At 70.2% G+C, this 26,955-nt stretch carries 24 protein-coding genes, 1 tRNA gene and 3 pseudogenes; 16 read left to right on the top strand and 12 right to left on the bottom strand.

Annotated features, from left to right (window positions below):
• Positions 1-4 precede the first annotated feature (4 nt).
• The 4 genes from OHB13_RS14740 (at position 5) to OHB13_RS14725 (ending at position 3,179) form a co-directional block, all read left to right on the top strand.
• Complete coding sequence (locus OHB13_RS14740) at positions 5-331, top strand: SpdD-like protein (protein ID WP_328377400.1); 327 nt, start codon at positions 5-7, stop codon at positions 329-331.
• A gap of 120 nt (positions 332-451) precedes the next feature.
• On the top strand, positions 452-1,843 hold the full coding sequence (gene repSA / locus OHB13_RS14735) for a replication initiator protein RepSA (protein WP_328380289.1): 1,392 nt from the start codon (positions 452-454) through the stop codon (positions 1,841-1,843).
• A complete protein-coding gene (locus OHB13_RS14730) occupies positions 1,840-2,028 on the top strand; it encodes a helix-turn-helix domain-containing protein (RefSeq protein WP_328377399.1) in 189 nt (62 codons plus the stop codon). Before repSA ends, OHB13_RS14730 begins: the two co-directional genes overlap by 4 nt.
• Complete coding sequence (locus tag OHB13_RS14725) at positions 2,028-3,179, top strand: tyrosine-type recombinase/integrase (RefSeq protein ID WP_328377398.1); 1,152 nt, start codon at positions 2,028-2,030, stop codon at positions 3,177-3,179. Before OHB13_RS14730 ends, OHB13_RS14725 begins: the two co-directional genes overlap by 1 nt.
• 76 nt (positions 3,180-3,255) lie before the next feature.
• On the opposite strand, the gene OHB13_RS14720 is transcribed toward OHB13_RS14725, so the two are convergent.
• Together OHB13_RS14720 and OHB13_RS14715 are read right to left on the bottom strand one after the other, a co-directional pair.
• Positions 3,256-3,331, bottom strand: a tRNA-Arg gene (locus OHB13_RS14720).
• 235 nt (positions 3,332-3,566) lie between these two features.
• A complete protein-coding gene (locus OHB13_RS14715; RefSeq protein ID WP_266855986.1) occupies positions 3,567-4,493 on the bottom strand; it encodes an RNA polymerase sigma factor SigF in 927 nt (308 codons plus the stop codon).
• A 354-nt stretch (positions 4,494-4,847) separates the two neighbouring features.
• Here OHB13_RS14715 and OHB13_RS14710 point away from each other — a divergent pair, with 354 nt between their 5' ends.
• Together OHB13_RS14710 and OHB13_RS14705 are read left to right on the top strand one after the other, a co-directional pair.
• Positions 4,848-5,294, top strand: coding sequence for an ATP-binding protein (locus tag OHB13_RS14710; RefSeq protein ID WP_328377397.1), 447 nt, complete (start codon positions 4,848-4,850; stop codon positions 5,292-5,294).
• Positions 5,295-5,427: 133 nt separating this feature from the next.
• On the top strand, positions 5,428-7,248 hold the full coding sequence (locus OHB13_RS14705) for a class I adenylate-forming enzyme family protein (protein WP_328377396.1): 1,821 nt from the start codon (positions 5,428-5,430) through the stop codon (positions 7,246-7,248).
• 92 nt (positions 7,249-7,340) lie between these two features.
• Here OHB13_RS14705 and OHB13_RS14700 read toward each other — a convergent pair whose 3' ends face one another.
• Positions 7,341-8,684, bottom strand: a complete 1,344-nt coding sequence (locus OHB13_RS14700) for a M6 family metalloprotease domain-containing protein (RefSeq protein ID WP_266855990.1) — start codon at positions 8,682-8,684, stop codon at positions 7,341-7,343.
• Between the two features lie 326 nt (positions 8,685-9,010).
• Between OHB13_RS14700 and OHB13_RS14695 the strand changes: the two genes are divergently transcribed.
• Both OHB13_RS14695 and OHB13_RS14690 read left to right on the top strand, forming a co-directional pair.
• Positions 9,011-9,649, top strand: a complete 639-nt coding sequence (locus OHB13_RS14695) for a TetR/AcrR family transcriptional regulator (protein ID WP_266855992.1) — start codon at positions 9,011-9,013, stop codon at positions 9,647-9,649.
• 351 nt (positions 9,650-10,000) lie between these two features.
• Complete coding sequence (locus tag OHB13_RS14690) at positions 10,001-11,530, top strand: MFS transporter (RefSeq protein ID WP_328377395.1); 1,530 nt, start codon at positions 10,001-10,003, stop codon at positions 11,528-11,530.
• Positions 11,531-11,675: 145 nt separating this feature from the next.
• Here the strand turns inward: OHB13_RS14690 and OHB13_RS14685 are convergent, their stop codons facing one another.
• Positions 11,676-12,191, bottom strand: a complete 516-nt coding sequence (locus tag OHB13_RS14685) for a MarR family winged helix-turn-helix transcriptional regulator (protein WP_266855995.1) — start codon at positions 12,189-12,191, stop codon at positions 11,676-11,678.
• A gap of 91 nt (positions 12,192-12,282) precedes the next feature.
• Here OHB13_RS14685 and OHB13_RS14680 point away from each other — a divergent pair, with 91 nt between their 5' ends.
• Positions 12,283-13,062 (top strand): dioxygenase family protein, encoded by a 780-nt coding sequence (locus OHB13_RS14680; RefSeq protein WP_328377394.1) that lies wholly within the window; start codon positions 12,283-12,285, stop codon positions 13,060-13,062.
• Positions 13,063-13,246: 184 nt separating this feature from the next.
• On the opposite strand, the gene OHB13_RS14675 is transcribed toward OHB13_RS14680, so the two are convergent.
• Positions 13,247-13,774, bottom strand: a complete 528-nt coding sequence (locus OHB13_RS14675) for a GNAT family N-acetyltransferase (RefSeq protein WP_266855999.1) — start codon at positions 13,772-13,774, stop codon at positions 13,247-13,249.
• A 183-nt stretch (positions 13,775-13,957) separates the two neighbouring features.
• Between OHB13_RS14675 and OHB13_RS14670 the strand changes: the two genes are divergently transcribed.
• A complete protein-coding gene (locus OHB13_RS14670) occupies positions 13,958-14,938 on the top strand; it encodes a sigma-70 family RNA polymerase sigma factor (protein WP_328377393.1) in 981 nt (326 codons plus the stop codon).
• Positions 14,939-15,085: 147 nt separating this feature from the next.
• Here OHB13_RS14670 and OHB13_RS14665 read toward each other — a convergent pair whose 3' ends face one another.
• Positions 15,086-16,585, bottom strand: coding sequence for an MFS transporter (locus OHB13_RS14665; protein WP_328380288.1), 1,500 nt, complete (start codon positions 16,583-16,585; stop codon positions 15,086-15,088).
• A 239-nt stretch (positions 16,586-16,824) separates the two neighbouring features.
• Here OHB13_RS14665 and OHB13_RS14660 point away from each other — a divergent pair, with 239 nt between their 5' ends.
• Positions 16,825-17,808 carry a helix-turn-helix transcriptional regulator gene (locus OHB13_RS14660; RefSeq protein ID WP_266856022.1) on the top strand — a complete coding sequence of 328 codons (984 nt, stop codon included), beginning with the start codon at positions 16,825-16,827 and terminating at the stop codon, positions 17,806-17,808.
• Between the two features lie 194 nt (positions 17,809-18,002).
• Here the strand turns inward: OHB13_RS14660 and OHB13_RS14655 are convergent, their stop codons facing one another.
• Both OHB13_RS14655 and OHB13_RS14650 read right to left on the bottom strand, forming a co-directional pair.
• On the bottom strand, positions 18,003-18,749 hold the full coding sequence (locus tag OHB13_RS14655; RefSeq protein WP_266856024.1) for a DUF6227 family protein: 747 nt from the start codon (positions 18,747-18,749) through the stop codon (positions 18,003-18,005).
• Between the two features lie 157 nt (positions 18,750-18,906).
• Positions 18,907-20,124: a P1 family peptidase gene (locus OHB13_RS14650; RefSeq protein ID WP_328377392.1), complete on the bottom strand. Its 1,218-nt coding sequence runs from the start codon at positions 20,122-20,124 to the stop codon at positions 18,907-18,909.
• Positions 20,125-20,420: 296 nt separating this feature from the next.
• Here OHB13_RS14650 and OHB13_RS14645 point away from each other — a divergent pair.
• The 4 genes and pseudogenes from OHB13_RS14645 to OHB13_RS14630 all read left to right on the top strand — a co-directional run.
• A pseudogene (locus tag OHB13_RS14645) lies at positions 20,421-20,570 on the top strand (MFS transporter); the annotation flags it as partial.
• A pseudogene (locus tag OHB13_RS14640) lies at positions 20,560-21,132 on the top strand (ubiquinol-cytochrome c reductase iron-sulfur subunit); the annotation flags it as partial. The pseudogenes OHB13_RS14645 and OHB13_RS14640, both read left to right, overlap by 11 nt.
• A complete protein-coding gene (locus OHB13_RS14635) occupies positions 21,129-21,551 on the top strand; it encodes a DUF6755 family protein (protein WP_328377391.1) in 423 nt (140 codons plus the stop codon). The pseudogene OHB13_RS14640 and the gene OHB13_RS14635, both read left to right, overlap by 4 nt.
• A gap of 90 nt (positions 21,552-21,641) precedes the next feature.
• Positions 21,642-21,911, top strand: a complete 270-nt coding sequence (locus OHB13_RS14630; protein ID WP_328377390.1) for a hypothetical protein — start codon at positions 21,642-21,644, stop codon at positions 21,909-21,911.
• Positions 21,912-22,087: 176 nt separating this feature from the next.
• Here the strand turns inward: OHB13_RS14630 and OHB13_RS14625 are convergent, their stop codons facing one another.
• Positions 22,088-22,711 (bottom strand): RcpC/CpaB family pilus assembly protein, encoded by a 624-nt coding sequence (locus tag OHB13_RS14625; RefSeq protein WP_328377389.1) that lies wholly within the window; start codon positions 22,709-22,711, stop codon positions 22,088-22,090.
• A 410-nt stretch (positions 22,712-23,121) separates the two neighbouring features.
• Here OHB13_RS14625 and OHB13_RS14620 point away from each other — a divergent pair, with 410 nt between their 5' ends.
• On the top strand, positions 23,122-23,898 hold the full coding sequence (locus tag OHB13_RS14620; protein WP_328377388.1) for an alpha/beta hydrolase: 777 nt from the start codon (positions 23,122-23,124) through the stop codon (positions 23,896-23,898).
• Between the two features lie 149 nt (positions 23,899-24,047).
• Here OHB13_RS14620 and OHB13_RS14615 read toward each other — a convergent pair whose 3' ends face one another.
• The 3 genes and pseudogenes from OHB13_RS14615 to OHB13_RS14605 form a co-directional block, all read right to left on the bottom strand.
• Positions 24,048-24,932, bottom strand: coding sequence for an S-methyl-5'-thioadenosine phosphorylase (locus tag OHB13_RS14615; RefSeq protein ID WP_266856034.1), 885 nt, complete (start codon positions 24,930-24,932; stop codon positions 24,048-24,050).
• A gap of 98 nt (positions 24,933-25,030) precedes the next feature.
• The gene (locus tag OHB13_RS14610; RefSeq protein WP_266856036.1) at positions 25,031-25,411 is read right to left on the bottom strand and encodes an FmdB family zinc ribbon protein; all 381 of its coding nucleotides are present in this window, start codon (positions 25,409-25,411) and stop codon (positions 25,031-25,033) included.
• 225 nt (positions 25,412-25,636) lie between these two features.
• Positions 25,637-26,857, bottom strand: a pseudogene (locus tag OHB13_RS14605) (MFS transporter); the annotation flags it as partial.
• Positions 26,858-26,955: the final 98 nt, after the last annotated feature.

The raw sequence follows: 26,955 nt of genomic DNA, 5'->3' as shown, positions 1-26,955 counted from the left end.
GCCCATGTTCCGCTCACGCATCCCCGTCAACCCGCTGCCGACCGGCCTCGTCACCCCGCCCCTCCGGACGACCACGACCGCCGACATCCAGCCCGCGCCCCACCACAACACCCCGGCGCCCGTCGCCTCCGCGACCCATGTCCAGGCCCCGGCCGTCCGCCTCACACCGGCCGGTCTCGTCACCGTCGTCGCCGGTGGGACCGGGCTCGTCCTGGTCGTCGGGACGGTCCTCGTCTCTTTGCTCCTGGCCGTCGCCGTGAGCGCCGCCTCGATCGCGGTCTGCGCCGTGGTCCTGCGCTCGCTCCTCAACGGCGGTCGACGCCAGCGCTGACCGGCCCCCGGGCGGCCTCAACCGCCAAGTCTCGTTCGCCCGGGAGCCGCGTCCCCTGCCCGATCCGCAGAACTCGATTCGCAGAAACCGACCCACAGACCTCGCAAGGAACACCCCATGATGACCGACACCGCATCCGCCGCGGGCCTGGACCCGGTCACCCTGACCGACGCACTCCGGGTGGCCGGCGCTCCGGGCTTCGACCGCTGGCAGGAACAGATTCACCGTACGAGCGGCTGCTCCCAGCCCATCCACCTCACCGGCTGGACCCTCACCCGGGACAAGGCGACCGGCGAGACCCTCCACCGCTACTCCACCGCCACCGAGCCGGGCGGGCGGCTCCGCCTCGCCTGCGGCAACCGCCGCGCCTCCCGCTGCCCGGCCTGCGCCTGGACCTACGCCGGAGACACCTACCACCTCATCCGCGCCGGACTCGCTGGAGACGATCGCCGCGACATCCCCGCCGACGTCCGCGACCACCCCCGCGTCTTCCTCACCCTCACCGCTCCGTCCTTCGGCCCTGTCCACAACCGCCCCGGAGTTCGGCCCTGCCGCTGCGGCGCCCACCACACCGACGACGACCCGGCCCTCGGCACACCACTCGACCCGGGCACCTACGACTACGCGTGCGCCGTGCTCTTCAACAACCACGCCGGGCAGCTCTGGCAACGCTTCACCACGCGCCTCCGTCGCGAGATCGCTGCCCACGCCGGGCTGTCGCAGCGGGAGTTGAAGGCAGCCGTCCGGCTCTCGTACGGGAAGGTGGCCGAGTTCCAGAAGCGCGGCGCCCTCCACTTCCACGCCGTGGTCCGCCTCGACGGCCCGGACGGCCCCGACACCGCGCCCCCGCCCTGGGCCACCACCGAACTCCTCACCCGCGCCATCCAGGCCGCCGCCGCCCACCCGTACACGACTGTCACCGTCCCCGCCGCCGGAGACCAGCCCGCCCGCCGGCTGCGCTGGGGCACCCAGCTCGACATCCGGCCCGTGAAGGCGTTCGGAGACGGCTCCGACATCACGGAACAGGCAGTCGCGTCCTACATCGCCAAGTACGCCACCAAGGCCGCCGAGACCACCGGCAGCCTCGACCGCCGCATCGGCAACCGGGAAGCTCTCGTGCTCCTCGGCGTCCCCGACCACCCCCGGCGCCTCGTCGAAGCCTGCTTCGACCTGAACCCGCTCTACCCCGACCGGCGTCTGACGGCCTGGGCCCACATGCTCGGCTTCCGCGGGCACTTCTCCACCAAGTCCCGCCGTTACTCGACCACCCTCGGCGACCTCCGCCGTACGCGCGCCGAGTATCGGGCCGCCGAGGAACGCACCGCCCGCGGCCTCGACACCTTTAAGCCGGACACGGTCCTCGTCCTCGCCTCCTGGCAGTACGCAGGACAGGGCCACACCCCCGGCGAAGCCGCCCTCGCCGCCTCCATCGCCCGCGACATCCGCCTCAACCGCGAAACCGCCCGCGAAGCCCTACGTGACCAACGCGCCCTGGAAGGAGCCACCGCATGACCACCGCCACCGCCGAACTGCTCACCGTGCCGGAGGTCATGGCACGGCTCCGGGTCGGACGCTCCACGGTCTACGACCTCATCCGCTCGCGCCAACTGTCCTCGATCACCATCGGGCGATCTCGGCGCATTCCCGCCGACGCCGTGAGGGACTTCATCGTCGACCAGATCGAGGAGGCGGCCTGATGGCCACCCAGCGCAAGCGCAACCCCAACGGCGCCGGCACCATCACCCAGCGCAAGGACGGCCGCTACCAGGCCGCCGTCTACGTCCTCCAGCCCGACGGCACCCGCGCCCGCAAGTTCGCCTACGGCAAGACCTGGACCGAGTGCGACACCAAGCGCCGGGAACTGCTCACCAAGGTGGATCACGGCGTGCCCGTGACCACCCGCTCGGCGAAGTTGTCCGAGTGGCTCCCGTACTGGCTGGGCAACGTGGTCAAGCCACGGCGGAAGCTCAGCACGTACGACAAGTACGAGTCGCACGTCCGCCTGTACCTGGTGCCCATGCTCGGCACCAAGCGGCTCGAATCCCTCGGCGTCACCGACGTCCGGCGCTTCCTCGTCCGCCTGGAGGAACAGACCACCGCGGCGACGGCCAAGGAGGCGCATCGTGTTCTGCGGTCGGCGCTCTCCTCCGCATGCCGCGAGGAGCTGATCACGCGCAACGTCGCGAAGCTCGTCGAGCCGCCTCAGAACAAGGCGCGGGAGCTGAGCCCGTGGACCCTGGACGAGACGCTCGACTTCCTCGCCGCGGCCCGTGAGGACCCGCTCTACGCGGCATTTGTGCTCGCTATCGCGATGGGCCTTCGGCGGGGTGAGTTGATCGGGCTCCGCTGGTCGGACGTCGACCTCGACAGCCGCGTCCTCTACGTGCGGCAGCAGACCCAGCGGCGCCGTGGGGTTCTCTACGATGACGATCCCAAGAGCCGTCGCCGTCGAACCGTTCCGCTGCCCGCGCTGTGCATCGCCCCGTTGCGCTGGCACCGGATGCGTCAGGCGGCTGCACGCGTCAAGGCGGGGGAGGGGTGGCAGGACTCCGACTATGTCTTCACCACCCGTACCGGTCACCAGGTCGAGCCGAGGAATGTCTACCGCTCCTTCACCCGCGTCGCCCAGTCCGCCGGGCTGCGCGTGGTCCGGCTGCACGACGCCCGCCACGGAACGGCGACGCTCCTCACGGCGGCCGGAGTCGCGCCCCGGGTGGTGATGGAGATCCTTGGCCACAGTCAGATCAGCATGACCATGGACGTGTATACGCACGTTGTGCAGGACACGCAGCGCGAGGCCATCAGCCACATGGACCGGCTGCTCAATAGGCGTCCCGGTCGTCAGTGACCGTGCCCGTTGATGTCAAAAGTAGATGTCAAAGGCCCCTCACCTACGGATTTCCGTAAGTGAGGGGCCTTTGACCTGGTGCCCCCGGCAGGATTCGAACCTGCGACACCCGCTTTAGGAGAGCGGTGCTCTATCCCCTGAGCTACGAAGGCGAGCCGTCAGCCACTGACCGACCCCGACAGGGTACCGGATGCGGAGTCGGCGGGTCTTGTGCGTCCTGCCTTCGCCGTCCGCGGCCCGTTCAGTGGCGGGGCCGGGGCGGTGAGGGGGACGCCACTGGGCCCTCCGGGTGGGGTGGGCCCAGTGTGCGGTGCGTGGTGTGCCCGGGGCTCGGGGCTGGTGGCGACCGGGTGCACCACACACCGCTGTGCGGATCGTGGGTGCGGGTTACTCCTCGACCAGCATTCCGCTGCGCAGGCTCTTCAGGATGCGCGACAGGAGGCGGGAGACGTGCATCTGGGAGATGCCCAGCTTCTCGCCGATCTGGGACTGGGTCAGCTCCTCGCCGAAGCGCATCTCCACGATGCGGCGTTCGCGGCTGTCCAGCTTGCTCAGCAGCGGTGCCAGGGCGTGCAGGTCCTCGACCGTCTCCATCGCCGGGTCGGCCTCGCCCAGGACGTCGGCGAAGGTGCGGCCGCTCTTGGTGGCCTGGCCGTCGCCGGTCGACTCGTTGGGCATGTCCAGCGAACCGGCGGTGTAGCCGTTGCTCGCGACGATGCCTTCGACGATCTCCTCCTCGGTGAGCTGGAGGTGCCTGGCGAGTTCGGCGACGGTCGGATCGCGGTCGAGCTCGACCGCCAACTTTTCCTTCCCCTTGGCGATCTCGACCCGCAACTCCTGCAGCCTGCGCGGGACATGGACCGCCCAGCTGGTGTCACGGAAGAAGCGCTTGATCTCGCCGACGATGTAAGGAACAGCAAATGTGGTGAATTCAACTTCGCGAGACAGATCGAACCGGTCGATGGCCTTGATGAGACCGATCGTGCCGACCTGGTTGATGTCTTCCATCTCGCCGCTGCCGCGGTGACGGAAGCGGCTCGCCGCGAACCTCACCAGCGAAAGGTTCATTTCAATAAGGGTGTTGCGGGCGTACTGGTATTCGTGCGTGCCCTCTTCGAGGACCTGGAGCTGGTCGAAAAAGATTTTGGAAAGCGCTCGTGCGTCCTTCGGTGCGACCTTCCCCGCATCCTCGATCCAGGGGAGATCTCCCACCTCCGGCGGCGCCGGTGCGGCAGCGGTAAGTGCCGGCTCGGCAGATACCGGCTCAGCAGGTGCCGACTCAGTCGTGGCGGCATGAGCGAATGTCTGCGTCATGTCTTTCAGCCTCCCCAAGTAGCGGACCCCGTTCAATGTCCGCTCCTGCCCGGAGGCCGAGGTTTCAATCCCCTCAGGGCAGGAGCGGAGAAGGGTGTGGTGGTTTGTCCGTGTATCTCCCTTAGGTCGGCCCCAGGTTCGCTTCGCGTCTGTCTCGTTCGCTGCCCCCCCGGTGCCGTCGTGCCTCAGGCGGCTGGGGTCTCTGGTTCCCTGCCCTTTCTGCTCCATGCGTGTTCCTGCATGTGAGTGAATGGCGGGCATTTCCGCTGGATCCTCTCGGCTGGGGTAAGCGCGCAGCTACACGGAGATCAACAGACGCGCCAAGAAGGGCGCTTCTATAGGCGGGTGAGTCATATGCATCAGGTGCATCAGGAATTCGGCGAGCGGAGCCTCGGTGTCGGTGTCGGTGTCGACGTCGATGGCCGTCAGTCCGTCGACTGGATCTGTCAGCCGCGTCTCGCGGCCGATGCCCGGGAGGCTGCCTTCAGGTTTCTCGCCGGGCTGCATCCCGCGCCGCCCGCGCACGTGTCGCAGAATCTGGTCCTCTTGGTCTCCGAACTCGTCACCAACGCCCTGCGTCATGCCGGAGGCGTGACCGTCCTGCGGCTCAGGGCCGACCGGTGCAGTGTCGAAGTCGCCGTCGTGGATCCCAGCCCGGCCCATCCGCAGGACCGCACCCCCGACCTGGCCGGGCGTAACGGTGGGTTCGGCTGGCCGATGGTCCAGCGGCTCGCCCGTACCGTTGCCGTGCGCAACGAGGTCGGCGGCGGGAAGGCGGTCTGCGCCACCCTGACGCGGTGACGCGGTGACGCGGTGACGCGGATTTCCTTTGGGCGGTGGGGCGCTGGAGGCCGGGGTGTGCTTCTTCTTGACCCGGTGCAGATGCGGGCATAGCGTCCCAGGGGACTGAGCAAGCGCTTAGAGAGGGACTTCAGTGCCGCAGACCGAGCCCCCCACTGCTTCGCACGACCCCGCCGCCCAAGCCGTCCCTGCTCCTGCTTCCGGCCCCGGCCCCGCCGCCGTCGAAGCCACGCTGTGTGCTCCCGGCGCCCCCTTCGCCGTGGTCGCCGCGGAGGACGGTTCTCCGGTGTACGCGAGTGGGCCCCGCACCCTGCGGGAGTTCGTCGAAGCCGTCTGGGCCTTCGGGGACCAGCCGTTCCTCGTCGCCGAGAGCGGCACGTACACCTATGGCGAGTTCTTCGCGGCCGCCTCCGCGCTCGCCCGGCGGTTCGTGGACATGTACGGGCTCCTGCCGGGTGACCGTGCGGTGGTCGCGATGCGGAACCATCCCGAGTGGCAGATCGCCTTCTGGGCCGCCGAGTTGGCCGGGCTCGTCGCCGTACCGCTCAACGCCTGGTGGACCGAGGACGAGTTCACGTACGCCCTGGACGACTGCCGGCCCCGTGTGCTGCTGGTCGACGGTGAACGGCTGGGGCGGGTCCTGCCGTGGGCCGAGCGACAGCGGGCGGAGCCGGACGGGGACGCCGGGCCGTGGATCGTCGCCTTCCACCACGACGGAAGCGGAACCGGAAGCGAGACCGGAACCGAGACAGGAACCGAGACCGCGTACGAGCGTTTTGAGCGCTACGACGAGCTGCCCGCCGCCGACCCCGCGCTCGGTCCGCCCGACGTGGAGGTCCGCCCCGAGGACGACGCCACGATCATCTACACCTCGGGCACCACAGGCCGTCCCAAGGGCGCGGTGGCGACGCATCTGGCGCAGGTCGGCGCCATGATGAACCCCCTCTACCACGCTGCCGCCTCCGCACTGGCGCGCGGCACGGTTCCCGGTCAGGGGCCCGCGCCGGTGGCACTGATGACCTTCCCCTTCTTCCATGTGGCCGCCTTCACCAGCGTTTACGCGGCGATGTCCGCCGGCGGCACCCTCGTCCTGATGCGGAAGTGGGACGCGGAGAAGGCCCTGACCGCCATCCGTGCGCATGGCGTCACGTTCTACGCGGGCGTGCCCGCCACCGCGCTGCAACTGCTCGACGCGGCCGAGCGCAGCGGCGACGGCCTGGAGAGTCTGGTCATGCTCAGCACCGGAGGTGCCGCCGCCCCGCCCGATCTTGTACGCACGGTCGTGGCCCGGCACGGCGGGCGGATCGAGCCCCGGAACGGATATGGGCTGACGGAGACCTGCGGCGGCGTACTGGCGAACTTCGGAGCCGAGTACCGCGCCCACCCGGAGAGCGTCGGCCGCCCGACGCCCGCCACCGAGGTGCGCATCGCGGACCGGTCGGGCCGGGCGCTGGGCGACGGCGACATCGGTGAGCTGTGGCTGCGCGGGCAGGCGCTCGTCCGCGGGTACTGGAACGCCCCCGAGGCCACCGCGGCCGCCTTCCAGGACGGCTGGTTCAGGACCGGGGACCTCGCGACCGTCCACGAGGGGCGGGTCAACGTCGTGGACCGGATCAAGGACATGGTCGTCAGGGGCGGCGAGAACGTGTACTGCGTCGAGGTGGAGGCCGCTCTGCACGCGCATCCCGATGTGCTCGACGCGGCCGTGCTCGGGGTCGCGCACCCGGTCCTCGGCGAGGAGGTCGCCGCCGTGGTGCAGCTGCGGGACGGCAGCGAGGCCACGCCTGACGTGCTCCGGGCGCATGTCGGGGAGACGCTGGCCGCTTTCAAGGTCCCCGCGTATGTCTTCGCACGGGCGGAGCCGCTGCCGCGCAACGCGACGGGCAAGGTGCTCAAGCGCGAGCTGCGCGGGCCCGTCCAGGAGCAGGTGTCGCAGGTGTCGCGGGCGGACTGAACCGCCGCGAAGGGGGGGGGCTGGGGGACCGGTCGGTCAGGTACGGCGGGGCGCGTCAGGAACGTCAGGCGCGTAGGTGCGTCAGGTGCGCGTCAGGAGCGGGTGATGCGTACCCGGTAGTCCCCGGACTTGTCCTTGCCGGTGATCTTGATGATGATCCCGTGCGCCGCGTCGGTGAAGGTCTGGCCCACCGTGTACGGGGCGTCCGACAGTTCGGCCTGCACATTGGCGCGCAGGGTGCAGCCGCCGCTGTCCGGGGTGCTGTCCCGGACGGAGACCGGGCCCTGGCCGGTGTCGACGTCGCCGTCGACGCGGTAGACGAGTACCCCCGGACGGCACACCGCGTCGTCGTTGCCCGCCCGGGTCCTGACCTCGACCACATAGGCGGCGGACTCGGACATCGGGATCACCGCCAGCTTGGTGCCGCCGCGCTCCTCCAGCGGGGAGAGCGCCGCCTCGTGGGTGCCGGGCGTCGACGCGCAGCTGACCTGGTTGTCGTCCAGCCAGCCGAGCTTCCACTTGTGCCAGCCCAGCATGTCGTTGTTGGCCCCCCAGTCCTCGGACATGATGTCCCAGTGCCCGACCGAGCCGCCGCCGCTGGAGGTGTAGAGGTCGGGGAGGCCGAAGGTGTGGCCGTTCTCGTGCGGCAGGACGCGGTAGCCGGTGCGGTCGTACGAACCCGATCCGTCGTCCTGACGGCTGTAGATGAACGACATGTTGGAGAGCTTGACGCCGTCCGCGACGGGCGCCTCGTCGTTGCCGGAGAACGTCACCGAGAGCACGGTGTCCAGCGCGGAAGGGCCCGCGTTCGGGGTGGCCAGCACGTTGATCAGGTCGTACTTGCGGAAATCCACCTGCCGGTCGGCGGCCTTCGCGATGTCCTGGGCGAGCCGCCGGTAGCCCGGCTGGTAGGGGGAGCCCCGCTGTATTCCGTACGAGCTGAACGGCGACGGCATCCGCAGCCAGCGCTTGACGGGGGCCTCGGGGTGGTAGTTGAGCCGCCCGTAGGAGCTCGTGCGGTACCAGTTCGAGGTCTGCGGGAAGAACTCGCCGTACCGCTTCATCGCGGGCTCGGACCCATGCGCGTCCGGGAAGTCGACCATGAGCGTGAGGGCGTGGATGGACCCGGTCGAGCGGGCGTAGCCCGGTGCGGTGGGCAGTCCCTCGGACATCTGGACGCCCAGCGCCCCGCCGATCCGGCACGGGCCGAGCGATACGGCGGAGTCGGCGCGTACGGCGAGCCGGCCGGTGGTGGCCGCGGGGCCGCCCGGCGGGGTCCGCTGGATCAGGGTGGTGCTGCCCGAGGTCAGCGCGGCCAGTGCGAGCGCGGCCAGGGTGACGACGGCCAGCGGACGGCGGGGGGAACGTATCCGGTAGCGGGGGGTCTGTGAACGGCCTGAGGGGCTGCCGCTCGACCTGGGGCGGGTCTGATGCATGCCTTCGCCTTCGGGCCGCGGCAGCCGACGGTTCCGAGCTGCACTCGTTCGATCACCCTGTGTCGGGCGCGGCGAGGGCGCGCGCTGGGTGGGCCGATCGTGGACATTCCGGGCGCTTGGGGCGTGATGCAGGTCACACGTGGCGCGGGAAATAACTGGGGACCGTTTCCCCGTTTGAACCGGTGTCACAGCGAACCGGGGACACCCTCCCCGGTTACGGGAACCAGAACTGTCCGGGAACGAACCGGAACCGTCCGCGATCGATCGGGGACGGGGATGGATCGGCAGAAACAGACCGGGATATCGGGAAAGGGAAGGGAAGCGCCGTGGAAACCGCCACCGCCGTCCGGCCGCGCACCAGGGCCGACGCCCTGCGCAACCGGGAGCGGATCGTGTCGGCCGCGCGTGAGATGTTCGTGGAGTACGGGCCGGATGTGCCGCTCGACGAGATCGCCCGCCGGGCCGGCGTCGGCAACGCCACGCTCTACCGCAACTTCCCCGACCGGATCGAACTCTTCCGGCATGTGGTTCTCTCCGTCATGGCCCGCGTCGCGGACCAGGTGGAGGCGGCCATCGCCGAAGAACCCGACAGTTTCGCCGCTCTCCGTCGTTTTGTGCACGCGGCGGCCGAAGAGAAGATCGGTGCGCTCTGCCCGATGCTCTCGGACGGCTTCGACCGCGCGGACACGGAGATCATGGCGGCGCGCGACCGGCTCTCGGAGTCCGTGGAGGACCTCATGGGCCGTGCGCGCGAGGAAGGGCAACTGCGCTCCGACGTCGCCGTCGGGGATCTGTTCGTCGCCCTCTCCCAGCTCACCCGGCCACTGCCGGGCGCGGGCTGCCTGGGTCTCGACCGCTTCGTCCACCGGCATCTGCAGCTGTTCCTCGACGGGCTTCAGGCCTCGGCGCGGACGGTACTTCCTGGGTCACCGGCGACTCTTGAAGACCTGCGTCGGCCGTCGTAACGCAGCCGTAATGCCCGGGCCCCACGCTTGAACACACGCTGAACACCAGCTTGAACACCCGCTAGAACACGCGCTTGAACACACCGAAGCCTGCACGCCGTTTGAACACGATGCTCGATCTCGACGTTTGATCACGACGCCTGAACAGGACGCCCGATGCACGCCTGACCTCGATGCCCGACGCCCGCGTACGCCGCTGAAGCGCACGCCCGGAGCGCACACCCGCTAGACGTACACCCGTTGAACGCCCACGCGTTGAACGCGCACCCGCGAGGCGCACGCCCGCGGGGGCTCTCTCGACTTCCGTTCTGACCTCTCCGCACCTAGGTGGCTACCACCATGTCAACATCCATGTCGAAAACTCCCGACATATCACTCCCTGATCCCAATCGCTGGAAAGCGCTCGTCTTCATCGCCCTGGCGCAGCTGATGGTGGTGCTCGACGCGACGATCGTGAACATCGCGCTGCCGCACGCCCAGGTCGACCTGGGCATCTCGGACGCCAACAAGCAGTGGGTCATCACGGCCTACGCCCTCGCCTTCGGCGGGCTCCTGCTCTTCGGCGGCCGCATCGGCGACCTGTGGGGCCGTAAGCGGGCCTTCGTCATCGGGCTGCTCGGCTTCGCCGCGGCGTCCGCCGTCGGCGGTGCCGCCGCCAACGAGGCGATGCTGCTCACCTCCCGCGCCGCGCAGGGCGTCTTCGGCGCGCTGCTCGCACCGGCCGCCCTGTCGCTGCTCGCCGTGACCTTCACCGATGCCAAGGAGCGCGCCAAGGCGTTCGGCATCTTCGGAGCCATCGCCGGTGGTGGTGGCGCCGTGGGCCTGCTGCTCGGCGGATTCCTCACCGAGTACCTGGACTGGCGCTGGACGTTCTTCGTGAACATCCCGTTCGCCGCTGTCGCCGCGCTCGGTGCGTACTTCGTGATCCGTGAGTCCGCGGGCGGCCGCAACCGTTCGCCGCTGGACATCCCCGGTGTCCTGCTCTCCACGACGGGTCTGGTCTCGCTGGTGTACGGCTTCACACGCGCCGCGTCCGACGGCTGGTCCGACCCGGTCACGATCGGCCTGTTCGTCGCCACCGTCGTCCTGCTCGGTGCGTTCGTCGCCGTCGAGTCGAAGGTCAAGGCCCCGCTGCTGCCGCTGCGCGTGGTCGCCGACCGCAACCGCGGTGGCATCTACGCCTCGCTCGGCCTGGCCATCATCGGGATGTTCGGTCTCTTCCTCTTCCTGACGTACTACCTCCAGGTCGTGCAGGGCTACTCCTCGGTCAGGACCGGCTTCGCCTTCCTGCCGATGGTCGCCGCCATGGTCACGGGCTCCACGCAGATCGGCGCCCGGCTGATGACCCGGGTGCCCGCCCGGTTCCTGATGGGTCCCGGCTTCGCCGTCGCGGCTGTCGGGATGCTGCTGCTGACCCGTATCGAGGTCGGTTCCTCGTACGCCACGGTGATCCTGCCGGGCGTGGTGCTGCTGGGCCTCGGCATGGGTACGGCGTTCATGCCCGCCATGTCGCTCGCCACGCACGGCATCGCACCGCGTGACGCGGGTGTCGCGTCGGCGATGGTCAACACCTCGCAGCAGGTGGGTGGCGCGATCGGTACGGCGCTGCTCAACACGATCGCCGCCTCCGCCACCACCGCGTACCTCGTGGGGCACGCGGCGGCCGGCGGCAACCCGAAGCTGATCCAGGCCCAGGCGCTGGTGCACGGCTACACGAACGCGATCTGGGTGGCGGTCGGCATCCTCGCGATCGCCTCGGCGATCGCGCTGACGTTCATCAACGCCGGTCGCCCCTCGGTCACTCCGACGGCATCGGGCTCCGGTTCCGGGGACTCCGGCGCGGTCGAGGACGAGGTGCGGATCCCGGTGATCGCGCACTGAGCCAGGTCGTCGCCCGGCGCGGGAGGTCTGATCCGGCGCGGGAGGTCTGACCCGGTACGGAAGGTCGTCCGACCCCGTACGGGAGGTCTGATCCGGTACGGAAAGTCTGCCCTGGTTTCGCAGGCGCGTCTCAGCAGTGGAGGCGTCAGCGGAGCCAGGGCAGATCCGCGTCCTCGCCCTGTGGCTGGAGTCCTTCGGCCATCACCCGCATGATCTCGCCGAGCTGGCCGATCTGTTCGGGCGAGAGCCGGTCGAACAGTGCCTGCCGTACGGCATCGACATGGCCGGGTGCGGTCCGCTCCAGCACCTTCGTACCGGCGGGCGTCAGGACCGCGTTCTGGCCGCGCTTGTCGGACGGGCAGTCCTCGCGGCGCACCCAGCCGTTCCGCTCCAGCCGTGCTATCGCGTGCGAGAGCCGGGAGCGGGTGATCTTCGCGTCCATCGCCAGCTCGGTCATCCGCATCCGCCGCCGGGGCGCCTGGGAGAGCTTCACGAGGAGCCCGTAGTAGATGTGCGGCATCCCGGCGTCCCGCTGCAACTGGCGGTCGAGGTGATCCTCCAGGAGCGTGGTGGCATGGAGGTACGCGCGCCAGATGCGCTGCTCCTCGTCGCTGAGCCAGCGCGGTTCGTCAGGGGGCGGTGCCGAGGTCATGTGCTCCACTGTACGACTCTTTCTTGAATATTAAACTAGATGCGGCTAAGGTCTGGTCCCGAGTAAGTGCTTGAGACTTCAATTAATGGAGTTGTCGCCCATGACCGCCATCGCCCCCGAACGTATGCCCGCCCTCTATCTCTCCCATGGCGCGCCACCGCTCGCCGATGATCCGGTCTGGCCGGGCCAGCTCGCCGACTGGTCCGCCGGTCTGCCACGCCCCAAGGCCATTCTGATGGTCTCCGCGCACTGGGAGGATGCCCCGCTGGCGCTCGGTGCGACCGAGACAGTCCCCCTTGTTCATGACTTCTGGGGATTTCCCGAGCGGTACTACGCGGTGCGGTACGACGCTCCCGGTGCGCCCCTGCTGGCCGAGAACGTAAGGAAGTTGCTGCGCGGCGCCGGTCATCCGGTCCAGGGCGTCCCGGACCGGGGCCTCGACCACGGTGCGTACGTCCCGCTGGTCGAGATGTTCCCGGACGCCGGCATACCCGTACTCCAGATCTCCATGCCGACGCTCGACCCGCGGAAGCTGATGGACATCGGGCGCAGGCTCGCCCCGCTGCGGGACGAAGGCGTGCTGATCGTCGGCAGCGGCTTCTTCACCCACAACCTGGCCGCGCTGCGGCACGAGGGCGTCCCCGGCTGGTCCGCCGAGTTCGACGCCTGGGGGCGGGAGGCGATGGCGGCGCAGGACATCGACGCGCTGCTCGACTTCGAGCACAAGTCCCCGTCCGGGCGGCTCGCCCATCCCCGTACCGAGCACTTCGCGCCGCTGTTCGTGACGCTCGGGGCGGCGGGGGACGGGCTGGAGAGCCGGCGCGACGTGATCGACGGCTTCTGGATGGGGCTGGCGAAGCGGTCGGTGCAGTTCGGGTAGGGGCTGCCGGCCGGGATCGGGGTGTGGTGGCAGGGGCCGGGCGCGGCCCGCGTCGAGAGCCTGCCCGGCCGTTGAGAGTGCTCGGCCGTCGAGAGCCTGCCCTGCCGGGGTGCCTCCGGCCGGCCCGGTTCCCGCCCGCCGGGGTTCCTCGGGAGGTAGCCCGGTTCCTGCCCGCCGGGCCGGGCTACCTCCCGCCGAGTTCCTTCTCGTACCAGGCGACGTCGTGGTACACGCCGAACTTCCGGCCGACCTCGCGGTACGTGCCCACCGGCGTGAAGCCGAAGCGGGCGTGCAGTGCGGCGGATGCCTCGTTGGGCATGGTGATGCCGGCGTACGCCCGGTGGACGTCCTCGTCGGCCAGCGCCTCGAACAGCGCCTTGTAGAGCATCGTGCCGATTCCGCGCCCCGCTGTGCCGGGGGCGCAGTACACGGTCACCTCGACGGACGTGGCGTACGCGGCCTTCGGCCGGAATGCGCTGCTGGTTGCGTACCCCAGAATCCGGGCAGACGGTACCTCCTGCGCAACCAGCAGCCGGTGTGGGCCGTCTTCAGGGTGGGAGAGCAGCCACGGACGGCGTTCCTCGGGGGTGAAGACATTCGTGTCAAATGTGATCGCAGTCTCACGGACGTAGTGGTTGTAAAGGTCGGTGAGGTCCTGGAGATCCGCCTCCTTGCCAGGCCTGACCTGCATTTCCGTACCCTGCGCAGGCATCCGGTCTCCCTTGGTGGCCGGACAGGGTACTGCATGATCACTAAAAACAGAGCGCGTCATGGGAATTCTGTCCGGATTCCAGTCGTTGTTTCCATCAGATGCAGGACACCGGAGAGGGTGTTCCGCACCACACCGAGCCACTGATTCGCGACCTCATCACGTTACTCACGTTAGGGAGCACGCATGGCAACCCGTGCCGTCGCCCGTCGATCCGACCGGGCAAGCAGCGTTCGCGCCGTAGGCGGGGAGATCGCCGACCGCGACCTGGTCGGCATGTACCTCGACGAAATCGCACGTACGCCACTGCTCGACGCCGAAAAAGAGGTCGAGCTGTCCCAGACCATCGAGGCCGGGGTGTACGCCCAGCAGGTTCTTGACGGTTCCGTGCAGAGTGAGGCGGGTGGGGCCTCGCATGAGGAGCTGGAGGCGCTGGTTGCCGCCGGGGAGCGCGCCAAGGACGTCTTCATCCGGTCCAACCTGCGGCTGGTCGTCGCTGTGGCCCGCCGCTATCCGCGAGCCGGTCTGCCGCTGCTCGACCTGATCCAGGAGGGCAACGCGGGTCTGGTGCGCGCGGTCGAGAAGTTCGACTACGCCAAGGGCTTCAAGTTCTCCACGTATGCGACCTGGTGGATCCGGCAGGCCATCACCCGGTCGATAGCCGATCAGTCGCGCACCATCCGGCTCCCTGTCCACCTGGTGGAGGAGCTGGGCCGGATCCGCCGTGTCCAGCGCGAGTTCAACCGCGAGCACGGCCGCGACCCGGAGCACGAGGAGATCGCCGCCGAGCTGGACGCCAAGCCGCAGCGTGTGAGCGATGTGCTGGACTGGGCCCGCGACCCGGTCAGTCTGAACATGCCGGTGGACGACCAGGGCGAGACGCAGTTCGGTGACCTCCTGGAGGACACGTCGGCGGTGTCGCCCGAGCAGTCCGTGATGACGCTGCTGCGCAGCGAGGAGCTCGACGAACTGATCGGCAGGCTCGATCACCGCACCGCTTCGATCATCAAGATGCGCTTCGGTATCGACGACGGCCGGGAGCGGACGCTGACCGAGGTCGGCAAGGAGCACGGGCTGACACGTGAGCGGATCCGCCAGATCGAGAAGCACGCGCTGCTCGAACTGAAGAAGATGGCCGACGACGTGGGCTTCGACGCGGCGGCGTGAGCTGCCCGCCCGCACGCCTGCCCGCACCGTCACGCTGTCACTTGTTGGATGTCCGATCGCCGGACAGCGCCTGCTGTGGCGCCGTCCGGCGATCGGTTGGACCCGGGCCGACTCATGCCGGCCCGGGTCGTGTCGGCGGCTGTTCGCTCAGACGCTGAGCGCCGGTTCCGCTGAGGCCGGTTCCCCGAGGGGCCCGCCCGCGTCGGAGTCCGTGTAGAGGTCGTCCCCCTTGATGCCCGGGGTGGTGTCCGCGCCGATGTCCTTTCCGCTGCCCGCGGGCGCCCGCTTCGGCAGGGCGAACATCAGCAGGAAGATCACACCGAGCACCCCGACCACCCACCACAGCGAGTGCATGAACGCGTGGACGAAGGCGGGCCCGGTCGCACTCGGTGCCGGCCGGTCGCTGATCGAGCCGAAGAACACCACGGACACCAGACCGAGCCCCAGCGCATTGCCCATTTGCTGAACGGTGTTGATCAGCCCGGAGGCCGACCCGGCGTGTTCCTTCGGGACGTCCGCGAGCACCGCGTCCGTCAGCGGCGCGACGATCAGCCCCATGCCGATCCCCATGACCACCAGCGGCAGCGCCATCTGCCAGGACGCGATCGCCGTCCCGTACCGGTCCGCCTCCCAGATGTAGAGCAGCAGTCCGGCCGCCATCAGCAGCGCGCCCGTCTGGAGCACCTTGCGGCCGAAGCGCGGCACCAGCTTCTGTACGGAGATACCGGCGGCAGCCGAGACCGCGACCGAGAACGGGATCCCCGTGGTCCCGGCCCGCAGCGCGCTCCAGCCGAGGCCGATCTGCATGTACAGCGTCCAGACCAGGAAGAAGATGCCCAGCGCCACACCGAACGTGGCCTGTACCGCGATACCGGCCGCGAAGCTCTTCACCTTGAACAGCTCCAGCTCGACCAGCGGCGAACCGTCCTTCCGCGCCTTCACCCGCTCGTACGCGACCAGCCCGCCGAACACCACGACGCTGCCCGCCATCAAGACGTAACCCCAGACCGGCCAGCCCAGCTCACGGCCGCGCGTCAGCGGATAGAGCAGCATCAGCAGGCCCACCACGACGAGCAGCACACCGACGATGTCCAGCCGGAGGGCCTTCGGGGCCTTGGACTCGCTGATGAACCTGCGCCCGAGCAGCAGCCCGATCAGCCCGACCGGCAGGTTGATCAGGAAGATCGGGCGCCACTCCAGACCGGCGATGTTCCACTCGGTGAGCAGCGCGCCGAGCAGCGGGCCGGAGACCGCGCCCAGGCCGATGACCGCGCCGAACAGCCCGAAAACCTTGCCGCGCTCCTCCGCCGGGAAGGTGGCGTGCACGATCGAGAGCACCTGCGGCACCATCAGCGCCGCCATCGCGCCCTGCAGGATGCGTGAGGCGACCAGCATTTCGGGGCTGGCCGCGAAGCCGCACAGTGCGGAGGCCAGCGTGAAGCCGCCTATCCCGATGAGGAAGAGCTTCTTGCGGCCGTGGATGTCGCCGAGCCGGCCGCCCGTGATCAGCCCGGCGGCGAAGGCGAGCGCGTAGCCGGCGGTGATCCACTGGATCTGGCCGAACGAGGCGCCGGTGTCCTTCTGGATGGACGGGATCGCGATGTTGACGATCGTGACGTCGACAAGGTCCATGAAGGCCGCCGTCATCACGATGGCGAGAGCGAACCATCGGCGGCGGTCCGCCCTGAGGACGGCCTGCGCGGCCTGTGCGGCTTGCCCGGCCTGTGTGGCGTGCGCGGCCTGCGCCGTCTGCGGGTGCCGTACGTCCGGCGCATCCTCTGCAACCGGTGCATCCTGCGCGGTGGGCTGGGGTGTTGAGGTCATGCGGGGAAGTTAGGCGGCATATAGGTCAACCTGTGTCCCAGTTCCCGGGCATCCTGACTGCCATGACGGACACTCCGGTACGGCTGCTGCACCTTCTCTCGCTGCTCCAGACTCCGCGCGAATGGCCCGGCGGTGAACTCGCCGAGCGCCTCGACGTCAGCAGGCGCACGGTCCGGCGCGACATCGACCGGCTGCGCGACCTCGGCTATCCGGTCCAGGCCACGATGGGGGCCGAGGGCGGCTACCGGCTGGTGGCGGGCAAGGCCATGCCTCCGCTGGTCCTCGACGACGAAGAGGCGGTGGCCATCGCGGTCGGGCTGCGCGCCGGGGCCGGGCACGCGGTCGAGGGTATCGAGGAGGCCTCCGTACGGGCCCTGGCCAAGCTGGAACAGGTGCTGCCGTCCAGGCTGCGCCACCGGGTCGCCACCCTCCAGGCCGCGACGATCCCGCTGACCAGCGGCGACGGCGCGACGGTCGACCCGGGCACGCTGACGGTGATCGCGGGCGCGGCCACTGGGCCCGAGCGGCTGCGCTTCGGCTACCGCGCGGGGAACGGTACGGAGACGAAGCGGCTGGTCGAGCCGTACCGGCTGGTCTCCACCGGGCGCCGCTGGTACCTGGTGGCGTACGACATCGACCGCGAGGACTGGCGTACGTTCCGGGTCGACCGGGTGAGCCGGCCGTTCGCGACCGGGGCGCGGTTCGTCCCGCGTGAGCTGCCGGTGGGTGACGCGGCGGAGTTCGTCAGCCAGTCCCTTTCACGGCGCCAGCTCTCGGTGGATCTCGACGTCACTTTCGAGGCCCCGGCCCAGTACGTGGCGGCCCGGCTGCCCAACGGGATGGGCGCGCCCGAAGTGCTGGACGAACGGCGCTGCCGGCTCAGGGCGCCGGTGGCGGACTCGCTGGAGTGGCTGGGGCTGCGGCTCGCGGTGGTGGACGCGGAGTTCACCGTGCACCACCCGCCCGAGCTGGTGGACTACCTGGCGGAGCTGGGGGCCCGACTGGGCCGTGCGGCGGGAGCAGGGGGCCGGCCGACGACTGGGTGAGCGGGGATGCTGAGCGAGGGGCCGGACACCCGGGCACCCGGGGACGCCGAAGGGCTGGGGCTCACGGTGCTGGGGCTCACCGAGCTGGGCTTACGGTGTCGGGGCCTGCGGTGCTGGGGGTTGCGGTGCTCGGCTTACAGTGCTGGGGCCTGCGGAGCCGCCGTGGTGCGGGGCTCGGCGGAGTTCGGCGGGGCTCAGCGCACGCGGGCGCGGAGCTCCATCGCCGCGCGGGCCTCGCTCTGTGACGCGTACACCTCGCACATATGGCGTCCGTCAGGCGTCGCCGTGTGCTCGACCTCCCAGAGGCTGATCTCCCGGCCGTCGAGCAGCAGAAAAGCGTGCTCGTAGAGGGTGAAGGCCGCTGGGCCGACGCTCTCGAACCGGCACTGGCTGCCGAGGGCCTGGCTGATCTGGTGGGCGAACGCCGAACGCAGCAGCCGGGCGACGTCCTCACCGGGGCAGTCCGGGTTCTCCGCGCGGCGCAGCACCCGGCGGGCGTGGTCGGCCGACCGGTCGGCCGCATACGTCCTGGCCACCGCGGGCGGCGGCGCCGACTGGAGCGCCGTGAGGATCCCGAGATCGTCCTCCGGGTCGTCGTCGGGGAACATCGCGGCGGCGTCCGCCCCGCGGATCCGGGTCACGGCGAGTCTGGCCTCCGCCTCGCCCGGATACAGCTCGTACTTCGGGCCCTCACCCGTACCCGTCTCGTACACCAGCTCCCACAGCGCCAGATCGGTGCCGTCGGAGAGGAGGAACGTGTGCCGGTACGTCTCGCGGTGCAGCCCGGCGCCCGAGCTGTGGTGCGAGGAGTGCAGCGCTGTGCTGTGCGCCAGCGCGAAGCCGAGCCGCTCGACGGTGGCGTCGGGCAGCTCGAAAGCGTTCAGTGCGCGGCCGAGGAGTCGCGCGAGGTGCTCCTCGGTCGTCTCATGCGAATGGCTCAAGGTCTCTCCAGGCCGTCGCGGCAAGTCATGGGGTCGGAACTCAACGTAGTCCCTGGGTCTGACAACGTGGCCTTCGTTCGGCAAAACGAAGGGGGCGTGCGGAAAGTTCCCGGGCGCCCCGCCAACTCACTTGTCCGGTAAGTCAGTAGATGCTGTGTCAGTTCGGATCGGTTCCCGCCCCCGTCCCGTACAGATCGCGGTGGGCCGGGAACCATCCGCCGGGGCCGTCCACCGATTCCGCTGCCCGGACGGCGCGCACCACGGCCCGGCTCAGTGCGTCGGCGCCCGCGGCCAGTACTTCGTTGAGGACACCCAGGTCGGGGCGGTGCCCTGTGCCGGTGGCAAGTGCGAAGACGGTATCGCCGTCGTGCAGGAGGTGGACGGGCCGCACGGCACGCGCGAGGCCGTCGTGCGCCGTGCCGGCCAGCTTCTGCGCCTGGGCGCGGGTGAGTTCGGCGTCGGTGGCCACGACGGCGATCGTGGTGTTCAGCGGGGGGCGCGCATTGCGCTCGCGCGCCAGAGCCAGCTGCCGCTGCGCCTCCTCGTGAACGGCGGCGGTGGGGTATTCGGGCCGCCCCTGACCGTACTCGCCGTAGAGCACGCCCGTCAGCGGATCGACCGGCGAGCCCACCGAGTTGACCACGGCGAGGGCGCCCACGGTGACGCCCGACGCAAGCGTGATGCTCGCCGAGCCGACGCCACCCTTGAGTCCGCCGGCCACCGCACCCGTACCGGCGCCGACGCTGCCCTGTTCGACCGGTGTGCCCGGTGCCGTGTCCGCCGCGGCTTCCACGGCCGCGCGTCCGGTCGACGCGTCCGGCCTGGCCCGCCAGTCGCCGCCGCGGCCCAGATCGAAGACGCACGCGGCGGGTACGACCGGGACGACCTGGGCGGGGTCGGGCCCGACCTGGAAGCCGCGGCCCTGCCCCTCCAGCCAGGCCATCACGCCGGATGCGGAGTCCAGCCCGTACGCGCTGCCGCCCGTCAGGACGACGGCGTCCACGCGCTGCACCAGGTTCCGTGGATCGAGGGCGTCCGTCTCCCGGGTGCCGGGGCCGCCGCCGCGTACATCCACTGCGGCGACCGCCCCGCCCGGCGGAGCCAGGACGACCGTGGTGCCACTCAGCGCACGCTCCCCGGCGACCCGTGCGTGTCCGACCCGGAGGCCGTCCACATCGGTGAGCGAGTCCGAGCCGGAGCCCGAGTCGGAGTCCGAGTCGGAGTCCGAGCCAGGCCCAGGGGCGGGTGCAGGCCCAGGGGCGGAGCTTGAGTTCGCGGGCGGGTGTGCGGGTGTGCCGTGCGGGGCCGGGTTGTGCGAGCCGGCTGTGCGGGTCGCGTCAGCAGGGCGCTCTGACGGGGTGTCTGCTGCGGTCATGCCCCCATGGGACCACTGCTGCCTGTGATGTGTGAGGTGACGTCCCTTGTTCTGCCCGCCGTTGCCCCTGCCCCGTTGCCCTTGCCCCTGCTGTCATTGCGTTGTCCCTTCGCCCCCCCCGTAATGGCCGGGTCGGCATCTGACGGAAATGCCTCACCCACCTGCGACACGAAAAAGGCACAAAAAGGACATCACCGACTACGGTGGCGCAGTGACCGAGCAGCCTTCCGCCCCGCCACGCCGCCGCGCTCCGACCCCGTACGACCGGTCCCCGTACGCGAGGCCTCCGGAAAAACATGATCTCCGGACACGCCGTCTCCGTACGGGCGACGGCCGCGGGCACCGTGGTCTCGCTCCTGCTCATCGTGGCCATCGTGCTGGGCAGCCGCTTCCTGCGAGACTTCGACTCGGCCCTGCTGCCGTACGCCGTCGCCAGCGTCTTCCTCCACCACGCGCCGCGACTATCTGCGGATCGTCACCACCGTCTCCGGGGGCCTCGCCGTCGGCGGCCTCGGTGTCGCCGGGGGAGTGCTGAAGCGGCACGGCGACAGCGAGACCGCCCCCACCCCCAGGAAGGTCACCGACCGGTTGCTGCCCGGTGAGTCCGTTGCCTTCCGCTTTCCCGGCGACGAGGACCGTGCCGTGGCCGTACGTCTCGCGGACGGCACCCTCGCCGGCTACTCCGCCGTCTGCACGCACCTCGCCTGCGCCGTTCTGTGGCGCAAGGACCGCGGTGCCGAGGGGGAGCTCTACTGCCCCTGCCACGAGGGTGCCTTCGACGCCCGGACCGGTGAGGTCACCGCCGGTCCGCCCCCTCGGGGACTGCCCCTGGTGCTCCTCGTGGAGAGAGATGACGGCAGTGCCTGGGCTCTTGCCACCGCCCGCTCCGGTGAGGACATCAAGCACGCGGTGTGCCGGTAGTTCAAGGACTCGGAGCCGGAGTCGACCGCGCGGATCGGTTGTCCCGGTGCGACGGGGGCGACACGCGAGAGAGGGGAGCAGACATGAGCGACCAGCCACCGCAGCCCGAACCACCGCAGCCTGAACCATCGCGGTCCGAACCACCGCAGCCCGTGCCACCCCGCCCCGAGTACCGGCCGGGCAGTGTTGAGCCCCGTCTCAACCGGCTGCTCGCCGAACGGTATCCGCAGATCCGCGCCACCAGCGGGTACGGCGACCCGCGGATCCGGCACACCGGCCCCGGCCCCGGCGCGGGGAGCGAACAGGAGTCTGAACGCTCCTCCAAGCTGACCGCCCGGCTCGTCCTGGCGATGACGGTCGTGATCGGCCAGCTCTGGGCGCTCACGATCACCGTCAACGAGTGGATGGAGGGAAACACGGGCACCGCATGGTGGGGCGCCGGTTTCCTCTGTCTGTCGTTTCTGGTGGTACTCGGGCTCTGGCGCCTCGACCCGAAGGACCGGTGAGGGGCAGGGCGGGCGACGGGCCACACCTGGCACAGGCCCTGGTGGGGGCAGGCGGAGCCGTACGGCAGCCGGGCGCCGTACCCTTGCCGTATGAGCACTGCCCCCGCTTCCGGCCCCGGCCCCCGTGACGACGAGGACCGCGACCCCGCGGCCCCCTCCGGCGCGACGCCACCGGAGTCCGGGCCGAAGCCCACGCCCACGCCGGTGTCCAAACCGGTGTCCAAGCTGGTCTTCGACGATCCGCTCGACCAGCAGTCCCCGGACGACACGGACCACGGCTGGGGCGACCGGCCGTCCGGCGGGAGCAGTGCGTCGGATCTGGCCCGCTTCCTCGACGAGAAGCCGCCGCACCACATCTGACCCGCCCCTGGGCGCACCGGAAGCGGAACGCTCCGCTCCGCCACCTGAGGCGCTGCGCCACCACGAAGCTGTCCAATTACCCCACTCCCGCAGGGGATATGACTGGGCATCCGTGCTGTTCGGCTCACGGTTCAGCACAGCCGGCGCAGGCTTCAGCACTGGATTCAGCACAGCGTTCAGCACAGGGTCACCGCCAGTTTGGACGTGGCTCCGGCGCCTGCCAGCGCGGTCGCCGTCGAGCGGGGCACAGTGAGCACGACGAGCGCTCCGGCGTCGGGGGAGGCGTCGTCCGAGGCGCCCGCATCCGGCACGTCGGCCACCCGTACCCCCGTCGCGACCACCCGCGCCGCTCGGGCGCTTCCCGGCGGACCTGACCCCGCCGAAGCGCCGTCGGCTGTGGCATCACCGGCCGAGGCAGCACCGATCGCGATGACATCGACGTGGTCGCCGGGGGCCAGCAGCCGTACGGTCGCCGCGTCGGCAATCCGTACCGGCGCGGACACCGGAGCCGACACCGGAGTTGCGCGGTCCGAGGCCGCAGGGGCGCCCGGCGCACGGCCCCGCCCGTCCGCAGCGTCGGCCCGGGGCTCCGCCCGGACGGCAATAGACGGCTCCCCGCCCCCGACGTCGCGAGGTGCCCAGGCGGCCAGGGCAGCAGCCGCGAGAACCAGCCCCGCCACCACCGTCCGGTGCCATCGACCCAGAGCCCGCCGGATACGGTGCCGTCCCGGGCGCACCCGCAGCGGGGCGAACTGCGGCACTCCGCGCGGCTCGGGCGCGGATACGACAGGTACGGGCATGGGGATCATGGCAACCACCGCCTGGTCAGAGGAGTCCGTGGCGAACTCCTCCCACGATCCGGCGTTCCGCGACATCCTGCTGAGAGCTGTGGATTACTCGCGAGTTGTGGACAACCCGTTGCCCCGCCGACCCGTTGCCCCGCGCTCATACCCCTGGCGGGAAGGGGCGGAAAGGAGCGGGAAAGGGCGGAAAAAAAGGGGTGGGTTGAACCGCGATCGGGCTGCTAGCTTTCAGTCGACCGCGACACCGGCCCGACGCGACATCGTCGGACCGAGACACCGTCCCGAGGAGGTGAGACCCATGAACGCCGTATCCACGTGGGTGCTCCCCCTCCCGTCACGGTCAGGCGATTGACGCAGGTGTCGCCGGGAGCGCCACGACAACAAGGCACTCCCGAAAGGCAACACTTATGCGATCTCTACAGTTCACCGCCGAGTCGTCACGGAACGGCCTGCTCGAACGCGACTTCACCGTCCCCGGAGTCCCCGGCGTCCCCGGCGTCCTCTGGTCGCCGGCCTCCGCCCCCGCCGAGCCCGCGCCCCTGATCCTGATGGCCCACGGCGGCGGCAACCACAAGAAGCATCCCGCGATGTCCGGCCGCGCCCAGCGCGTGGTGACCGGCTGCGGCTTCCACGTCGCCGTCATCGACGCGCCCGGTCACGGCGACCGGCCCCGCACGGCGCACGACGAGGAAGAAGTCGCCGAGCTGTTCCGGGCCAGGGCGGCGGGCGAGCCGGAAGGCCCGATCGTCGTGCGCTACAACGACCACCTGGCTCAGCTCGCCGTACCCGAGTACCGGGCGACCCTGGATGCCCTCCAGGAACTCCCGGAGATCGGCGCCGGCGGTCCCGTCGGTTTCTGGGGCATCAACATGGGCACCGCGATCGGCGTACCGCTGGTGGCGGTCGAACCCAGGATCACAGCCGCGGTATTCGGCCAGCACTGGCCCGATGTCCTTGCCGAGAAGGCGAAGCGGATCACCGTCCCGATCGAGTTCGACCTGCAGTGGGATGACGAGCACATCTCGCGCGAGGAAGGTCTCGCGCTGTTCGACGCCTTCGCCTCGAAGGAGAAGTCGTTGCACGTGAACTCGGGCAAGCACAAGGAGCTGCCCAGGTTCGAGGCAGACAGCGCGGTCCGGTTCTTCGCCCGGCACCTCGGCGGCGCAGTCACCGCACCGCCCTGATCCGAGCGGTTGCGGGCGCCGGGCCGGCCGGCCCGGCGCCGCGCAGCCTCGGCGGGCATCTCCTCGGATGCCCGCCGTCCTCACCACTCGGCGCCCACGCACTCGGCGCCCACGCACTCAGGGCCATTCCCCTCAGCCGGCCCCACCCTTCAGGGCAGCGTGATCCCCGGGTCGACCCCGTCCAGCGCACGCGCACAGTGGCACGCCTTCGACTGCTCCGCAGGCAGCCCGGCCACCGCGTCGAAGAGCACCGTGCGCAGCCGGTCCACATTGGCGGCGAAGACCCTCAGCACCTCGTCGTGGGAGACGCCCTCCCCTGCCTCGGCCCCCGCGTCCAGGTCCGTGACCAGCGTCATCGACGTGTAGCAGAGCCCCAGTTCACGGGCGAGGACCGCCTCGGGGTGCCCGGTCATGCCCACCACGGACCAGCCCATCGCCGCATGCCAGCGCGACTCGGCCCTGGTCGAGAACCGCGGCCCCTCGATGATGACCAGAGTCCCGCCGTCCACCGGCTCCCACTCCTGCCCGCGCGCCGCCGCGAGGGCGGCCTTGCGGCCGGCGGAGCAGTACGGGTCGGCCAGCGACACGTGCACCACGTTCGGGATGCTGCCGTCCGGCAGCGCCTGACCGTCGTAGTACGTCTGCGTGCGTGCCTTCGTACGGTCCACCATCTGGTCCGGTACGAGCAGCGTCCCCGGCCCGTACTCCGGCCGCAGCCCGCCCACCGCGCACGGGCCGAGCACCTGCCGTACGCCCACGGACCGCAACGCCCAGAGGTTCGCCCGGTAGTTGATGAGGTGCGGGGGCAGATGGTGGCCGCGCCCGTGCCGGGGGAGGAACGCCACCCGGCGCCCGGCGATCTCACCGAGGAAGAGGGAGTCGCTCGGCTTCCCGTACGGGGTGTCCACCGCGACCTCGGTCACGTCCTCCAGGAAGGAGTAGAAGCCGGAGCCGCCGATGACCCCGATGTCCGCCGTGGGGGCCGCGGTGTCTCCCGCGGTTGCCTGGTCTGCCGAGTTCGCCACATTCACCATGCCGGTCACACTATCCGGGGTTCCGGACGGGCCCGGGCCACTCCGGACATGCCGGAAACCCCACCGTCGGACGACGGCAGGGTTCCGGGAAACCGGTATCAGGCGGCGGAGCTGCCGCTGGAGGAGCTGCTCGACGAGGACGCCGACGATGCCGAGCCGCCGGACTTCGAGGCACCGGCCTTCGCGTCGGAGCCCGAGGAGCCGGACGAGCTCGAAGAGCCGGACGAACCCGAAGACGAGTCCGACGAGGACGACGACGAACCGGCGGGCTTGGAAGACGCCGCCGTGCTGCTCGACGAGGAGCCGCGGCTGTCGTTCCGGTAGAAACCCGAACCCTTGAAGACAATGCCGACCGCCGAGAACACCTTCTTCAGGCGTCCATCGCAGCTCGGGCATACGGTCAGGGCGTCATCGGTGAACTTCTGCACCGCCTCAAGGCCCTGGCTGCATTCGGTGCACTGGTACTGATAGGTCGGCACTTGCTCCTCCTGGCACTCTCACTCAGTGAGTGCTAACGACGTTCTATAGTGACGTATTCCGCTGGATCAGTCCACTGAGACCGGCACTCGGTGACCCATCCCACGCCCTGCGCCACGCTTGATGCCACGGCCTGCGCCCCGCGCGGTGTCGTATTCCGGGCCCGCTTCCGAGCCCTGTTCCGTGCCCTGCTCGGTGTCCTTCTCCGTGCCCTGTTCCGTGCCAGGTCCCGCGTCGCGGGGTGTCAGCCGCGACCGCAGCGCCAGCAGGGTGAGCAGTGCCAGTACGGTCCCGCCCATCGGCACCAGGAATCCGGCGCTGGAGCTGAACGAGTCGGTCAGCTCGCCCGCCACCGATACGGCCGCGGCCTGTCCCAGTGCCACCGAACCGGTCAGCCAGGTGAAGGCCTCGGTGCGCGCCGAAGCCGGCACCAGGGTGTCCACCAGGGTGTATCCGCTGATCAGCGCGGGTGCGATGCAGAGTCCGACCAGCAGTCCGAGTCCCGCTACGAGCGGCACCGTGTGCATCGCCCAGAGCCCGGACGCGGTGACGGCCAGCGCGGTGTACGCGACCAGCAGCCGGGACTTCGGCGCGATCTTCCAGGCGATGGCCCCGCAGACGATGCCCGCGAGCATGTTGCCGGCGGCGAAGACCCCGTACAGCACGCCGTTCACACCGGGCCGGCCGATCTCCTCGGCGAACGCGGTCAGTGAGACCTGCATACCGCCGAACACCGCGCCGATCCCGAGGAACGCCACGGCGAGCACCCGTACGCCCGGCACCGACAGCGCGGAGATGTGCCGCTCGGAGGTGTGGCTGTTGTCACGTACCCGGACGGACGGCTGGGTCCGGCGCTGCGCCGCGAAGACGAGGCCGCCGATCAGGGTCAGCGCGGCCTCGGTGATCAGCCCGGCCGCCGGGTGGATCCCGGTGCACAGTGCGGTCGTCAGCACCGGGCCGATGACGAAGGTGAACTCGTCCGTCACCGATTCGAAGGCGGCGGCCGTCGACATGAGGGGCGAGCCCTCCAGTTTCGCGGCCCAGCGGGCCCGGACCATCGGGCCGACCTGCGGTACCGACGCACCGGTCGGCACAGCGGCGATGAACAGCGCCCACAGCGGCGCGCCCGCCATCGCGAGCACCGTCAGGGTGATCACTGAAGCGGCGTGCACGAGGACACCGGGGAACAGCACGGCGCGCTGCCCGAGCCGGTCGGCGAGCTTGCCGCTCTGCGGCGCGAACAGCGCCATGGAGACACCCGTCACAGCGGCGACGATGCCTGCGTTTCCGTACGAGCCCGTCGTGTGCTGCACCAGCAGCACGATGCCGATGGTCAGCATCGCGAAGGGCTGCCGCGCGGCGAAACCGGGCAGCAGGAACGTCCATGCGCCAGGTGTGCGCAACAACTGCCCGTACCCCGGACGGGTCTCGGAGACCGTGGACACCACGGCCTAGCCTTTCTGCCGCCTGGTAGCACTCCCCTTGGTGTACAGGCATACGAAGGCATGCGTACGGGAGCTGCCGAGAGCTGTCCTCTTGCGCGGAA

The sequence above is a fragment of the Streptomyces sp. NBC_00440 genome, from assembly GCF_036014215.1.
Classification (GTDB): domain Bacteria; phylum Actinomycetota; class Actinomycetes; order Streptomycetales; family Streptomycetaceae; genus Streptomyces.
This window is presented reverse-complemented; position numbering and strand designations above follow the sequence as displayed.